Consider the following 14,372-nt stretch of genomic DNA (forward strand, 5'->3'; position numbering starts at 1 on the left):
ACCCTCCTTACATCCCTGTTTTACAAATACTTCAGTGTCGCGAACCCTGGATCCTCATGGCGTCCTGCTCGCTTTCCCTCTCTTCCTTCCCTCCCTTTAACAATCTCCTGACATCCCAGTCGCACCGAAGACAGCGCCTGGCCTCCTCCACTGCCATATCTTTCGAGTATCCGATCTCGACTTCCTGGAAACTACCACTCCTCTGTTCCACCATGAGTTTTGGCATCTCAACCCGCGATACCCTCACCATCTCTTCCTCTATCCTGATCGGCTCTACGACAACCGATGGGCTGACCGGCTCATATTCCCTCTTTACCTCTTCCCCTCGCAGATACTTGTGAATCGATTCGGCGGCGATTTTCGCACTTGCCATCACGGTCGTAACATCGGACGGACCGGTAACGGCATCTCCGCAGGCAAAGATCCCCTCTTTATCCGTCATAAAGGTCTCCCCATGGACCTCTATTGTGTTCTCTCTGGATATCTTGATCACGTGCTCCTCCGGGATGAGTGAAAGGTCGGGATCTTGTGATATCGCCGGGATGAGAGAATCCAGTTCCAAAATGAATTCCGAGCCTTCAATGGGCACGGGCCTTCTCCTTCCGGAGGCATCCGGTTCGCCCAGTTTCATGCGGATAAGTTCAACAGCCTTCACCTTCCCCTCTTCTTTGATGATTTTTGTCGGGGCGGCCAGATATTCTATTTTGATCCCTTCTTCAAGCGCGGCTTCGATCTCCTCCTCAATTGCCGGCATTTCTTCGCGGGTTCTTCTGTAAAGTATGAATACTTCCTTTGCACCCAGGCGCTGGGCGGTTCGCGCCACATCGAACGCCGTATTTCCCCCTCCCACTATGCCGACAATACCTACCTTCTCACCTATTGATGAGACCTCTTCTTCCAAGTTCACGCTCCGGAGAAAGGCGATGGGGTCTCTCACCCCTTCGGCGTCTTCACCCGGAATCCCGAGCTTCCTGTTTTCGTGTGCCCCCACCGCTACGAGTGCGGCTTTGTAGCCCTTGTCCATTAAGGCATCGACATTTTCAACTGGAGAGTTCGTTTCAATGCAAACTCCTGCCTCCTCGATCGACTTTATGTCCATCTGGAGTAGGTCTTTCGGTAGCCTGTAGTCGGGGATTCCAGTTGCCAGCATGCCTCCGGCTACAGGTAATTTTTCATATATTTTCACCTCGTACCCTTTTTGGGCAAGGTAGTAACCCGCAGTCAGTCCTGCAGGACCCGAACCTACGATAGCAATTTTTTCATCGAATTTTTTTCCTGGGAAAGGGGGGGCCTTGAGGGCAACACCAGACCTTATTTCCCTGTCCGATAAAAAGCGTTTTAAATTTTTCACCGCAATCGCATCACCCGTTTCCTTTGCGCGGCACCTCAGTTCACAGTGAGCCCAGCATACCCTCCCACATATTGTGGGGAGGGGGTTTGTCATACGCACAACTTCGAGAGCCTCTTCGAACTCACCCTTTGCTATTAACCCGAGATATGCGGGAACATCCGTTTTCAACGGGCACATGTATTGGCAGGGAGAAGAAATTATCCCTCTGCACACCACGGCGGGACACCTTTTGTACTTTATGTGCTCTTCATATTCTTCTCTGAAATATTGAAGCGTGGAGAGAACTGGATTCGGAAGGGTCGCACCGAGACCGCACATGGAAGCGTCCTTTATAACCTTGGAAAGCTCTTCGAGGAATTCAATGTCTCCTTCCTGTCCCTCTCCTTCAGATATCCTCGTGAGTATCTCAAGTAATGCCTCGCTTCCATCCCTGCAGGTCGTGCATTTTCCGCACGACTCGTCATTGGTAAACTGGATGAAATATTTCGCAAAGTCCACCATGCAGGTATCTTCATCCACGACAATCATCCCGCCAGAGCCCATCATGGAACCCACGTTTTTCAGACTTTCATAATCGATGGGCAAATCTACGCTGCTCGAGGGTATACACCCACCAGATGGACCTCCCGTTTGAACAGCCTTGAGTTTATTGTTATCGGGTATCCCTCCCCCGATATCATAGACAATCTCCCGAAGAGTTATTCCCATGGGAACCTCTATCAGACCTGTGTTATTCACTTTTCCGACCAGGGAAAATATCTTCGTGCCCCTGCTTAAATCGGTCCCTATCGTTTTGAACCAGTCCGCACCGCGATGTATGATCACAGGGACATTTGCCAGAGTTTCCACATTATTTATGACCGTGGGGCACTCCCATATCCCTTCCTTTGCGGGAAAGGGAGGCCTTTGCCTTGGTTCGGGAGTTTCCCCCTCGATTGAATGAATGAGAGAGGTTTCCTCCCCGCAGACAAACGCGCCGGAGCCCTCCCGTATCTCGATGGAGAAACTGAAACCTGTGCCGAGAATGTTCTCCCCGACCAGACCGTAATCTTCTGCCTGGGATATCGCCTTTCTCATGCGGCTGATGGCAAGGGGATATTCGGTCCTTACGTATATGTATCCCTTTGCGGCGCCTATCCCGTATGCGGCCAGGATCATCCCCTCGAGGACGGAATGGGGGTCTGACTCCAGGATGCTCCTGTCCATGTACGCCCCGGGATCTCCCTCGTCACAATTGGCGATCACAAACTTAGGATGTTTTCCCTCTTCCATGCAGGTCTTCCACTTCAGTCCGGCGGGGAAGCCAGCGCCGCCCCTTCCCCTCAGCCCCGACCTGATGATTTCCTCGACCACATGGGGGGGGTCCACTCCCGATAGCACCTTTTCCAGTGCCGCATATCCGTCTCTCGCAATATAGTCATCGATCTTCTCAGGGTCTATGATTCCCTTGTTTCTCAGAACCACGAGCACCTGCTTGCTGAAAAAGGGGATGTCGGACAAAAGGGGAACCGGTTCCTTCTCTTCAGGAGGGACGAACATGAGTCTTTCAACCGGTCTCCCTTTGAGGAAATGTTCCTGAACCAGGAAGGGAATATCTTCGGGTTTGAGAAAGCCGTAAAATATCTCGTCCGGCTGAACTACCATCAGAGGCCCCTGACCGCAAAAACCGTTACAGCCGGTTGCCACCACTGCAACTTCCCCCCCCAGCCCCTGTGCGGCGATCTCCTTTTCAAGAGCATTCTTTATCCCGAAAGCCCCGCCTGCAATGCAGCCGGTGCCGCCACAGATCATCAACTCCAGCCTTCTCACGGTCAACCTGTCATCCCCCTCTCGGATCCCAGCCCTATGGCAAATTCCGTAACTATCTCACCGGAGAGTACATGATCCTGGATAATTTTTTTCGCCTTATCAGGGGTGAGATCACCATACTTTACCGGCGGGATATCCAGCATTTCTACCGTAGCCATCGGTTCTTTCGAACAGAGCCCTGCGCATCCAGAGGTGATGAGTTTTATCTCCTTTAACTCATTCGTCTCCAGAGCTTCAATGAAGGCACGCACTATATCTCTCGCTCCCGATGCAATACCGCACGTGCCCAGATGAACAGTTATTCTCCCTTTGAATTTACCTTCCCTGAGATAAATGCCCTTTTTTGCCTCTTCTCTCTTTTTTTTCAATTCATCTAACGTAAGCTTCGGCATATCAACCGGTCCCGTATTTATTTATGATCTCGGGGATTTCCCTGCTGGTAAACCTGCCGTGAACTTCATCGCCTATCATTACCGCAGGGGCAAGACCGCAACAGCCTATACACCTTGCCGATGTGAGGGTAAAATTCATATCCGGTGTCGACTCTTCCGGATCGATTCCGAGGATATCGCTGAATTTTTCCATGAGCCTCTCGCTCCCCCGCACATAACAGGTAGTTCCCGTACAGACGTAAATTATATTTTTCCCCCTCGGCACTGTACTGAAGGCACCATAGAATGTCGCGATCTTTAATATATGAGACAGGGAATAGCCGGTTTCCTGGGCGACATATTTCAACACATTTTCAGGCAGGTAGTTAAAGGTAGCGTTTATATCCTGGAGTATGGGCATCAGAAGGCCCTCTCTCCCTTTGTGTTTTTCCAGTATCCCCAAAACTTCTTCCCTAAACTGCTGATCTAAAACAATTTTTTCGCTTTCCACGGGTTGTACAATCTTTCTCGTGGGACAGTTTGAAACACAGGACCCGCAGCCTGTGCATTTCTCCTCGTTTACGTAACGGGATTTCTTATTGATTATTGCGGTAAAATTCCCCGGCTCACCCTTGATTACCTCAACTGCCGACATGCTGAGAATCTCAATATCTTTGTGCCTCCCGATCGATACGAGTCTGGGTGCCATAGTGCACATGGCACAATCGTTCGTGGGAAAGGTCTTATCCAGCTGAGACATAACCCCTCCGATCGAGGCATTGCTATCTACCAGGTAGACCTTTATCCCCGATTCCGCAAGAGAGAGCGCCGCTTCCATCCCACCTATACCCCCACCAAGGACCATGGCAGCTCCAACCTTATTCCCCTTTTTTTCATCCCTCATGCTGCCTCCAGATCTTCCTCTGATACTGTGTTTTCATCCGCTTTTTCCCTCACCGATTGAAAGAAAAGCGCCAGGATGCGGAAGAACATTTGTGCCCATTTCCCGAAGGGGAGCTCAATAATTAAAAGGGGAACAGCAATTGACAGATGAATTGCGTAGGCGCAGTGGGCAGCTAGCTCATAGCCCCCATATCGCAGGAAATGTACCGCTATGCCGCTCAGCGCTGTAAGGAGTAACAATACCGGAAAGGTAATGTCGTGGAGCTCCAAAAACTCATGTGGCTCCCCCCTTTGTTTTATCTTCCCCATCAAAATATCCACGCTCACGTAAATCAGTGAAGCAGTTGCTATGTAGCCAAGCCATCTCTGTGGGTGATATATGGGATACAGATTATCTGTTTGAAACCAGCGCAGGAAAAAAACGAGCAGGATAATCATGAGAGCACATCCCGAAGCTATTATCAAGTGCTTGAGCCACCGAACCTTTCGCAGTTGATCGGGGCATTTTCTCATCTGTTTTTGTGTAAAAACATGGAGGAAAATATCCTTTGCTTCGGACAGATACAGGGACGGGGGTATTTTTCCACTCCCCTTACCGGCCATGGTGAACCGGTACATTCTATACCCGTTGGATATCAAAACAAAATGGGGAATGAATATGACAGCCAGCGTTACGTACGTGATCGTATCGAACATATGTTCAAATCCAACGGGATCGGATGTAAAATCAGAAAAAGTCATCCCCAGGATGAAAAGATGGTACGCTGCTATCAAAATCAGGACCAACAATCCTGTAAACACCATCGTTCCGATGGCCCAAGCTTTCGACCGGTAGATCTTCGAGGACAAACCAGTCCAGTCATACCGTCCTGCCAAATATCTCCTCAAAGATGCGAACGACTCTCTCGGCTCCGCTTGGTGAGGGCAGGTTATGGAGCAATCCCCGCAGTCCTGACAGAGCCATGGCTCCAGGCTTTCGATCAACGGATCGCTCATCCCAAGCAGGGCATACTGAATAGACCTGCGGGGAAACGATGCCGAATCACTTGAGATGTCGCAAGTGATCGTGCAACTACCACAGTTATAACAGCCATTTACATCGAAATTTCCATACTTACGAACTTCCTGAACAAGTGTGGGGCTGATTTTCACTTCCCTGAGAGGCAGGTGCAGTGTCAAAATATATTTCCTTAACGCAGGTTATTACCCGTTCAGGACAGGCTTTCCATATGACCGAATTCTCATAGCCCGTCCCGGATTATCGTTGTGTACTTTTTGTTATCAGACCCTCTTTATAAATGGAAAATGGCTGTTTTTTCTGTAAAGTACCTGACCGGGAAATGCTTATTGGTATGTTCCCCATCCTCCCTGATGAATGTTAACAATATAAAAAATAAACATTGTTTCACTTCGTATTTATCTCTTAAGGTAAATGATAATGGGATGCTAGTCAAGAAAAATTACTATTACAAACCAATATCAATAATGAAAGTGCTCCAATAAAACACTATTTTTAGATTTCCGTTTTAAAATGGTGTCGTTTGCGATTCATTGGTCCCAAACTCATTTCTCATAAGGGGTTTTTTTATTTTGCCCACGATTTCCCGGTTTCTACTCACCCTGGAGAAAAACCGCCATAGACTTCAAACTTTTACCTTAGCGAACGGGCCACCTCAAGAAAAGCCGGTCTCCGGGAAGCGGGTTTACATGCACCGGGAGAGCCGTTCCTGATGATGTAGCGACAGCGAAGGGATATAGCAAAGGGGCACATGGAAGTGCCCCTCTTTTCGATCCTGACACAATAATACCTCTATTCAGAGATCGCCACCTTCGAGGAGACCCGCAAATGTATCGTGGTGGTCCTCCTCGTCCTGAAGAATATCTTTGAACAACTTCTCCGTGGTTTCGTCGCCTTCTTCCCTCGCCTTCCTGATTATCGCCTTGTAAAGCTCGATGGCACCCTCCTCATCGGCCTTGTTCCTCTCGATCATCTCCTTCAGGTTCTCTCCCACAAAAATCGGCGCGGGCTTTGTCGTTGGGATTCCTCCAAGATAGGCGAGCCTTTCGGCTATTGCCTCTGCATGCTTCATCTCCACAATTCCAATCTTTTTCAGCTCATCTTTCACGGCAAAACCCTTCACACCGCTCCACAGGACGTGCTGCCACATGTACTGGATAGAAACCTGAAGCTCCCGGGCAACCGCCCTGTTCAGCATATCGAGAAGTTCGTTTGATACTGCCATCTTGGACATGGTTTTACCCTCCTTTGGAGATATCCCTGCTTACGAGACAGAAATGTGCGATTGACAGATAGTATAACTTATCACTATCGTATTTTCACATCAACCGGTTAATTTACCGGTTGTGAAGGTAAAAAGTACGGTTATCGTCCCGACGGTTCGGCTTTGACTCCCAAACCATTTAACCCTCCCCCTAACCATATGAAATACAAGCGTTACTATCTGGTCCCCTCCTTGCAATACCACATCCCGTCGTAACAACAGGCAACGGGCAAGAGATATGCTGGTGAAAGCAGTAACGTCTGTCATACTTGGTGTCTCGGCAATCAGGGTTGACGTCGAAGTCGACGTCTCTCCGGGCATGTTCAATCACACGGTCGTCGGCCTTCCCGGTTCGAGCGTGAAGGAGAGCAGGGACAGGATCAGGACAGCCTTGAGGAATTCCGGGTTCTCTTTCCCCGATAAGAGGATAATCGTCAACCTCGCTCCCGCAGACATAAAAAAGGAGGGCAGTCTCCTCGACCTCCCCGTCGCCACCGCCCTGCTCGCTGCAACCGGCCAGGTTTGCATGGATATGGCCAACAAATACCTCATCACCGGAGAGCTTTCGCTCGATGGCACCATCAAGCCCGTCCAGGGAATCGTTTCCCAGGCTTACCTTGCAAAGAAACTGGGCCTCAGCGGGATAATCCTGCCGTCGAAAAATTTCTCTCAGGCCTGCCTAATATCGGGCATAGAGATCGTTCCCGTCTCCTGCCTCTCGGAGCTCGCGTCCTTTCTCAATAGAACCGAAGGGTGGGATACCCTCCAACCGCCCGGCGCCGGGCAGGGAAAGACCGAGGACAAAGCGCTTATCGACATTTCCGACGTTACGGGGCAGGCAGCGGCGAAAAGAGCGCTCGAAATCGCAGCCGCCGGAGGGCACAACCTGATATTCATAGGGCCTCCCGGAACGGGAAAGACAATGCTCGCGAGGAGAATTACCACAATCCTCCCTCCCCCCGATGAGAGAGAACTGATAGAGATCAATGAAATTCACTCCCTGTACCGCGGGGAGGAATCCCGGGACATAATCACCGAACGCCCATTCCGGGCTCCACACCACTCCGTCTCATATGCCGGTATGATTGGCGGCGGCAACCCTCCCTGCCCCGGTGAGACCACCCTTGCACACAACGGCGTTCTCTTTCTCGACGAGTTCCCCGAGTTCCGGCGCGATGTGATCGAAGCGCTCAGGCAGCCCCTTGAATCGGGCAAGGTGGTCATAACGAGATCACGGTTCTGCTTCACATTCCCGGCACGGTTTTCGCTCATCGCAACGACAAATCCCTGTGGTTGCGGGAACTTCGGATACCCCGAAAAACTCTGCACCTGCATGCACACCGACATTGTCAGATATAGAAAAAAGCTGAGCGGGCCGGTGATGGACAGGATCGACATGCAGGTCGAGATGCTTCCGCCGCCAAGGCTCGACATAATCTCACCCTGCCCAGCGAAGGGGGTGGAGGACTCCGGTACGGTTAGAAAACGGGTGGAGGAAGCGAGAAAAATTCAGAAGAAGCGGCTTGCAACCTTCATGGTTTCCACCAATGCCTCCGTCCCCTCAAACGTGCTCGATGATGCGATCGGGATAACCCGCGAGGGCAGGAGGCTCCTTGTCGATGCATCGGAAAAGCTTCACCTCACGGCAAGGGCGATACACCGCGTAATGAAGATCGCCCGGACCATCGCCGACCTCGAAGAGGAGGAGAGGGTATCGCCAATTCATGTCGCCGAGGCGACGCACTACCGCTTTCTCGACCAAAGAGGCAGGTAAGCGGAATCAAAGAAACGTTTCCTTGATACCCACCGGGAGCGTTCTCTTTTCTTCCCGGAGGGAAAAGCGGTGAGAGGGAAGCCGATCGGCCATCGGGGGGAAACGTGGTGGGTTACAATCTGTCGAATATTTTCCACGCGACCTTCTCCGCCTCATTCCTGAAGCCGTGAATAAACCTGCAGCGGGAGTGAAACATGGCGAGAGAACCACCGAAAAAGACCCCCTCTGCTGAGACGGATTCTCCCCCTTTTGTAATGAGGGGGACGCCGTTGTTACCGCACTTGATCTCCATATCCTTCAACGGCGGGAAATCGGGCAAAAACCCCGTTGCCAGGATTATCTTGTCGAATCGTTTTGATTTACCCGATTCAAAGATTACCGTATCACCCTCGAACCCACGAATATCAGAGTCCATAACGTGTTTTATGATATTGAACCGTATCAGCTCCTTGAGGACACTCTCCGAGAAACCGCGAATATCACCGAGGTCATCTGTCTCCGAGAAAAACCTGAGCGGGCCCCGTGTCTTGAGTGTAACATCGCAGACACCCGAAAGCTCAATGGCTATCTCTGCAGCCGAGTTGCCCCCGCCCACGACGAGGACCTTCTTCCCCTGATAGGCCATGCAGCCGAAAAAGTTTGCGTAGTGCGTTACGTAGGGATTGCCTTCTATGCCCGGGATCCCGGGATACCTCGGCTTTGCGTAAAAACCCGTGGCGAGAACCACGTATTTGGAATGATACGCACCATCTCCGCACACCACCTTGAAGGATCCTCCGTCCCTTTGAACGCTCTCTACCGGGGTGTGCTCCTTGACATCCAGCGCGTTGTCCACGGCAAACCGTTCGAGATAGCAGACAAAATCATCCCTCGTCGGATAGGGTTTGCTCACGCCGTCGATAGCCCATATCGGTTGCTTGAGCGTTAAAGATGTCCAGTCAGTACCGGGTATGGCGGGGGAGAGGAGTACCATGTTCGGTCTCATCTTGCGGAATGAGTTGCCGATGGATTCTTTCTCGAGAATGAGATATTTGACGTCATTCTGCTGAAAAAGATGGCCGAATAAAAGGCCGCCCGGCCCCCCGCCGACAATGATCACATCGTTCATGGGAGATCCTCCGCTTTCACCGCTCTGAGACGATTATATCACGTCCTGGCCGGCCGCTTTTTACCTGTGGCTGTAAAGAATATTCGGGGGAAGCTAATTTGAATTGACAATTGGAAAAGAAATTTTTATTATATTTAGTTCTGAGGATTATCTTTTGCTTCAGGAGGCACCAGAACCATGTACGCAATCGTCAAAGCGGGTGGGAAGCAGATCCTCGTTTCCCCGGGGGACAGAGTCAAGGTTGAGAAGATAGACGGTAACGTGGGAGACGAGATCGAACTGCAAAACGTGCTCATGGTAAAAAAGGACGACGATATCATAGTCGGGAAACCTTACGTAGAAGGGGCTTCCGTGAAGTGTGACATCCTCGGTCAGGGAAAAGGGAAGAAGATAATCGTCTATACGTACAAGCGGAGAAAAGGGTCGCACAAAAAGAGAGGACACAGGCAGTTGCACACCGATATCCAGGTGAAAGAAATCACCCTCCCGTCCTCAAAGGAGTAACACCATGGCTCATAAAAAGGGTGTGGGAAGTTCGAGAAACGGCAGGGATTCCAAGTCGAAAAGGCTCGGCGTGAAGAGACACGACGGCCAGTTCGTCAAGGCAGGGAGTATCATAATCAGGCAGAGAGGGACCAAGGTCCACCCGGGGTCAAACGTGGGGCTGGGAAAAGACTTCACGATCTTTGCCCTCATAGACGGAATCATTAAATTCGAAAGGCTGGGTAAAACAAAGAAAAAGGTCTCCGTTCTCGCCGCTTCCTTTTAATCCACTTCGATGCACTTTGTCGATGAGGCTCTCATTCGTGTCAGGTCAGGGAAAGGCGGGAATGGATGTATCTCTTTCCGAAGGGAAAAATTCGTTCCCCGTGGCGGTCCGGACGGGGGAAACGGCGGACGCGGGGGACACGTAATCCTGAAGCCCTCGAAACACCTTTCCACACTCCTCGATTATAAGTACAAAAAAGCATACGTCGCCAAACGGGGACAGCACGGAAGGGGAAAAAAGCAGCACGGGAAACAGGGCGCCGACCTCATCCTGCAGGTGCCGGAAGGAACCCTGATCAGGGATGGTGAAACAGGCGCCGTTCTCGCTGACCTTGCCGCGGCCGATACTCAATATACCGTCACCCTTGGAGGAAAAGGCGGGCGGGGCAATGCACATTTCGCCACATCGACGAACCAAGCACCGGATTACGCTGAAAGTGGGGGGGAGGGAGAGGAAAAGGTACTCAAGCTGGAACTCCTCGTTATCGCTTCGGTGGGCATCGTCGGCAAGCCGAACGCGGGAAAATCAACGCTCATACGAAAGATATCACGTGCGAGGCCGAAAGTAGCCGCCTACCCCTTCACCACCCTCGCTCCCGTTCTCGGCGTGGTGAGGTACAAGGATTTTGGAGAGTTCGTCGTTGCCGAGATACCGGGAATAATCGAAGGGGCCAGCACGGGTGCCGGCCTGGGCACGAGATTTCTCAAACATCTCCAGAGGACAAAGATCATAATTGTCATCATAGACGCCTCCGGGGGAACTGAAGCGATCCGTGGAGACACAGAGGTCATAACAGGGGAACTCGAACAATATGATCCCTCCATGCAGGAGAGGACATTGCTGATCCTCCTCAACAAGATTGACCTGCCCGAGGCACGGGAAAATGCGAAATTTGCCCTTGATAATATCGGCTTTCCCCGTGAGAATGTGATGATGATATCGGCTGCAACAGGCGAGGGCGTAGAACAGCTTTTAAAGCGACTGACCGAGGTAATCGGAAATGAAAGGAAAAAGTGATATCGAGAAAGTAAAAAAAGTCTTTTTCCACAACCTCCGACCGAAAAGAGTGATCGTAAAAATCGGGAGTGCTCTGCTTGCCGACGAGAATTCGAACCTGAAGAAGAATTTCCTGAGAAAAATCGCAAGAGAGGTTATCACTCTGGAATCCTCCGGCGTCAAGTGCGTCATCGTCTCCTCGGGCGCCCTGGCTGCGGGCAAGGAAAAGATCGGACTTACGGAAAAACCGCGGAAGCTCGTTTTAAAGCAGGCAGCCGCTGCCGTCGGACAGCCGCTTCTCATGTACTACTATTCCCGTGAATTTGGAAAGTACGGGAAAAATGTCGCCCAGATTCTGCTCACCCACGACGACTTCGAGGAAAGAGGGCGCTTTCTCAACGCGAGGAATACGATCGAATCGCTTCTGGAAAACGGCATAATACCGGTTATCAACGAAAATGACACGGTAGCCACAGAGGAAATAAAGGTGGGCGACAACGATACACTCGCAGCCCGTGTCACTGATCTCGTCGGCGCAGACCTTCTGATAATGCTTTCCGAGTCGGAAGGGCTCTTCGACCGGGATCCCACCCGGCACGAAAACGCAAAGAGGATCGCTATCGTTGAAAAAGTTGACGAAAAGATCTGGAAACTCGCCGAGAAGGAAAAGAGGAGCCCGCTTGGCATCGGCGGGATTAAATCCAAGCTCCAGGCCGCCCAGATGGCTTCATTTTTCGGCATACCCGTGATTATCAGTGGACACAGGGGAAAAGACTTCCTCATGAGAATACTCGATGGGGAGGACCTGGGAACCCTGTTTTTCCCTTCCAAGAAAAAGGTCAAAAGCAGGCGATACTGGCTGGCCTACGCACTGAAACCCCGTGGAACGATAATGGTGGATATCGGGGCGAAGGAAGCTCTCGTGGAAAAACATAAAAGTCTGCTTCCCTCGGGTATAATTGAAGTTGAAGGTAAGTTCAAGAAAGGCGATCCTATCGCCATATCAGATCCGGAGGGGAGCGTTTTCGCGAAGGGTATCGCGGCAATCGACAGTGAGACGATCAGCAGGATCAAGCGGAAAAAATCCCACGAGATCAGGATGATGTTTCGGAAAAAGATCCCCGAAGAGGCAGTCCACGCTGACAACCTCACCATACTTCCCCTTTAGCAAACGGAGGTAACCTATGGAAACGCTAAAAAATGCCCTCGACCTCGAGGAAATTGGCAGAAAAGCGAAGCAGGCAGCACATACAATCGCAAACGCAAGCAGCAAAGAGAAAAACAGCGCACTGGAGGCCATGGCCGACCTCCTCGAGAAGGAGGCATATTCCATAATCGAGGAAAACAAAAAGGACATAGATTTCGGGAAATCCAAGGGCCTGAGCTCGGCGATGCTCGACCGGCTGCTCCTCAACGAGGGGAGAATCTCACAGATGTCAGAAGGGCTGCGTGAAGTGGTAAATCTGCCCGACCCCGTCGGGGAGGTCGTCAAAATGTGGCGAAGGCCCAACGACTTGCTCGTGGGGAGAATGAGGATACCCCTTGGCGTGATCGGCATAATCTATGAATCGAGGCCAAACGTAACGGCAGACGCCGCGGGGTTATGCATCAAATCCGGGAATGCCATTATCTTGCGCGGTGGGTCAGAAGCAATTCATTCGAACATAGCCATTGCAAATATCTTAAGGAAGGGGCTGAAGGAGAGCGGCCTTCCCGAAGAGGGGATCTCCATGATAACCGATACGCACCGGGAACTCATCGACAGGATGCTCATGCTGGAAGATTACATAGACCTGATCATCCCGCGCGGGGGGGAGGCGCTGATCAGAAAGGTCGCTGAAAATTCAAGAATCCCCGTGATCAAACACTACAAGGGTGTATGCCACGTCTACATAGACAGCGGCGCAGAAGCTGACAAGGCTCTCTCCATCAGCCTGAATGCAAAAGTCCAGCGCCCCGGTGTCTGCAACGCCATGGAGACGCTCCTGGTACACAGCGACATGGCCGATACTTTTCTGCCTTCCCTCGCCCGGGCGATGGAGGAAAATGGCGTCGAACTGCGCGGCTGTGAAAAAACGGTGAAGACCCTCAAGAACATAAAACGTGCAGTACCGGAGGACTGGGGAGAAGAGTTTCTCGACCTCATTCTTGCCGTGAAGGTGGTATCTTCCATGGACGAGGCCATAGCCCACATCAGGGAGCACGGTTCGAACCATACGGACGCCATCGTCACGGAGAACTACGAGAGGGCGATGCGTTTCGTTCGGGAGGTAGACTCATCCCTGGTACTGGCGAACGCGTCAACCAGGTTCAACGACGGTTACCAGCTGGGCCTTGGCGCGGAAATCGGGATAAGCACGACAAAAATGCACGCTTTTGGCCCTATGGGCCTCGAAGAGCTGACGACAACGAAATTTATCGCCTTCGGTGATGGCCAGATCAGGCTGAAATAGGATGAAGATGGTAGCTATTTTCGGTGGAACTTTCGACCCGATTCACATAGGCCACATGAGAGGGCTCATCGAGGCCAGGGAAGCAGTCGACTTCGAGAGAATTTTCCTGGTCCCTTCCGGAACGCCTCCGCACAAGACTCACCTCATCCAGTCACCGGGGAAAGACAGGCTGCAGATGGTCCGGCTGGCCGTGCAGGATCTTGGTTTCGGAGAGGTGAGCACATACGAACTCGATTCGGGCGAACCATCATTCACCGTAAACACGGTTTCCCATTTCGGGAATAAGTTCAAAAAGACGCCCATCACATTGATAATCGGTTCGGACTCCCTCCTGGAAATCAACACGTGGCACAGATTCGAGGATGTGCTCTCACTCGCAAACCTTGTGGTGCTCCCCCGCCCCGGCTTTGTGGACAAAGACAGCTTCGATGAAGTGGAAAAGACACTCGGCCCGATAAAGATCGAAAACGTAAAAAGAAACTTTCCCACTCCTGCAAGCGACTGGATAACCACCGATCAAAAAAAGGGCATCATTTTGCTCAAGATCAACAGGCTC

12 protein-coding genes and 1 pseudogene (1 of these 13 running past the window's edge) are annotated in these 14,372 nt (G+C 51.4%); 7 read left to right on the top strand and 6 right to left on the bottom strand.

All coding sequences use genetic code 11. The features are described 5' to 3' along the window. Window positions 1-31 precede the first annotated feature (31 nt). The 5 genes from GTN70_07495 to GTN70_07515 form a co-directional block, all read right to left on the bottom strand. Window positions 32-3,142 carry an FAD-dependent oxidoreductase gene (locus GTN70_07495; GenBank protein NIO16828.1) on the bottom strand — a complete coding sequence of 1,037 codons (3,111 nt, stop codon included), beginning with the start codon at window positions 3,140-3,142 and terminating at the stop codon, window positions 32-34. A 20-nt stretch (window positions 3,143-3,162) separates the two neighbouring features. Beyond that, window positions 3,163-3,552 carry a (2Fe-2S) ferredoxin domain-containing protein gene (locus GTN70_07500; protein NIO16829.1) on the bottom strand — a complete coding sequence of 130 codons (390 nt, stop codon included), beginning with the start codon at window positions 3,550-3,552 and terminating at the stop codon, window positions 3,163-3,165. 1 nt (window position 3,553) lies between these two features. Next, a complete protein-coding gene (locus tag GTN70_07505) occupies window positions 3,554-4,435 on the bottom strand; it encodes an FAD-dependent oxidoreductase (protein NIO16830.1) in 882 nt (293 codons plus the stop codon). Next, complete coding sequence (locus GTN70_07510) at window positions 4,432-5,418, bottom strand: hypothetical protein (GenBank protein NIO16831.1); 987 nt, start codon at window positions 5,416-5,418, stop codon at window positions 4,432-4,434. Before GTN70_07510 ends, GTN70_07505 begins: the two co-directional genes overlap by 4 nt. 830 nt (window positions 5,419-6,248) lie before the next feature. Then, complete coding sequence (locus tag GTN70_07515) at window positions 6,249-6,677, bottom strand: ferritin (GenBank protein ID NIO16832.1); 429 nt, start codon at window positions 6,675-6,677, stop codon at window positions 6,249-6,251. Between the two features lie 277 nt (window positions 6,678-6,954). Between GTN70_07515 and GTN70_07520 the strand changes: the two genes are divergently transcribed. Continuing rightward, window positions 6,955-8,490, top strand: a complete 1,536-nt coding sequence (locus GTN70_07520; protein ID NIO16833.1) for a YifB family Mg chelatase-like AAA ATPase — start codon at window positions 6,955-6,957, stop codon at window positions 8,488-8,490. Between the two features lie 112 nt (window positions 8,491-8,602). On the opposite strand, the gene GTN70_07525 is transcribed toward GTN70_07520, so the two are convergent. Beyond that, the gene (locus GTN70_07525; GenBank protein NIO16834.1) at window positions 8,603-9,598 is read right to left on the bottom strand and encodes an NAD(P)-binding domain-containing protein; all 996 of its coding nucleotides are present in this window, start codon (window positions 9,596-9,598) and stop codon (window positions 8,603-8,605) included. A gap of 177 nt (window positions 9,599-9,775) precedes the next feature. Between GTN70_07525 and rplU the strand changes: the two genes are divergently transcribed. From rplU to nadD, 6 genes and pseudogenes are all read left to right on the top strand, one after another. Further along, window positions 9,776-10,102: a 50S ribosomal protein L21 gene (rplU, locus tag GTN70_07530; GenBank protein ID NIO16835.1), complete on the top strand. Its 327-nt coding sequence runs from the start codon at window positions 9,776-9,778 to the stop codon at window positions 10,100-10,102. Between the two features lie 4 nt (window positions 10,103-10,106). After that, complete coding sequence (gene rpmA, locus GTN70_07535) at window positions 10,107-10,367, top strand: 50S ribosomal protein L27 (GenBank protein ID NIO16836.1); 261 nt, start codon at window positions 10,107-10,109, stop codon at window positions 10,365-10,367. A 9-nt stretch (window positions 10,368-10,376) separates the two neighbouring features. Then, the gene (gene obgE / locus GTN70_07540) at window positions 10,377-11,384 is read left to right on the top strand and encodes a GTPase ObgE (GenBank protein NIO16837.1); all 1,008 of its coding nucleotides are present in this window, start codon (window positions 10,377-10,379) and stop codon (window positions 11,382-11,384) included. After that, the gene (gene proB / locus GTN70_07545; protein ID NIO16838.1) at window positions 11,368-12,531 is read left to right on the top strand and encodes a glutamate 5-kinase; all 1,164 of its coding nucleotides are present in this window, start codon (window positions 11,368-11,370) and stop codon (window positions 12,529-12,531) included. The genes obgE and proB overlap by 17 nt, the downstream gene beginning before the upstream one ends. Before the next feature lie 16 nt (window positions 12,532-12,547). Beyond that, entirely contained in the window at window positions 12,548-13,816 is a 1,269-nt protein-coding gene (locus tag GTN70_07550) for a glutamate-5-semialdehyde dehydrogenase (GenBank protein NIO16839.1), read from the top strand. 1 nt (window position 13,817) lies between these two features. Beyond that, window positions 13,818-14,372 (top strand): annotated as a pseudogene (gene nadD, locus GTN70_07555) (nicotinate (nicotinamide) nucleotide adenylyltransferase); it runs 18 nt beyond the window's last position.

The sequence above is a fragment of the Deltaproteobacteria bacterium genome (genome assembly GCA_011773515.1).
GTDB lineage: Bacteria > Desulfobacterota > Deferrimicrobia > J040 > J040 > WVXK01.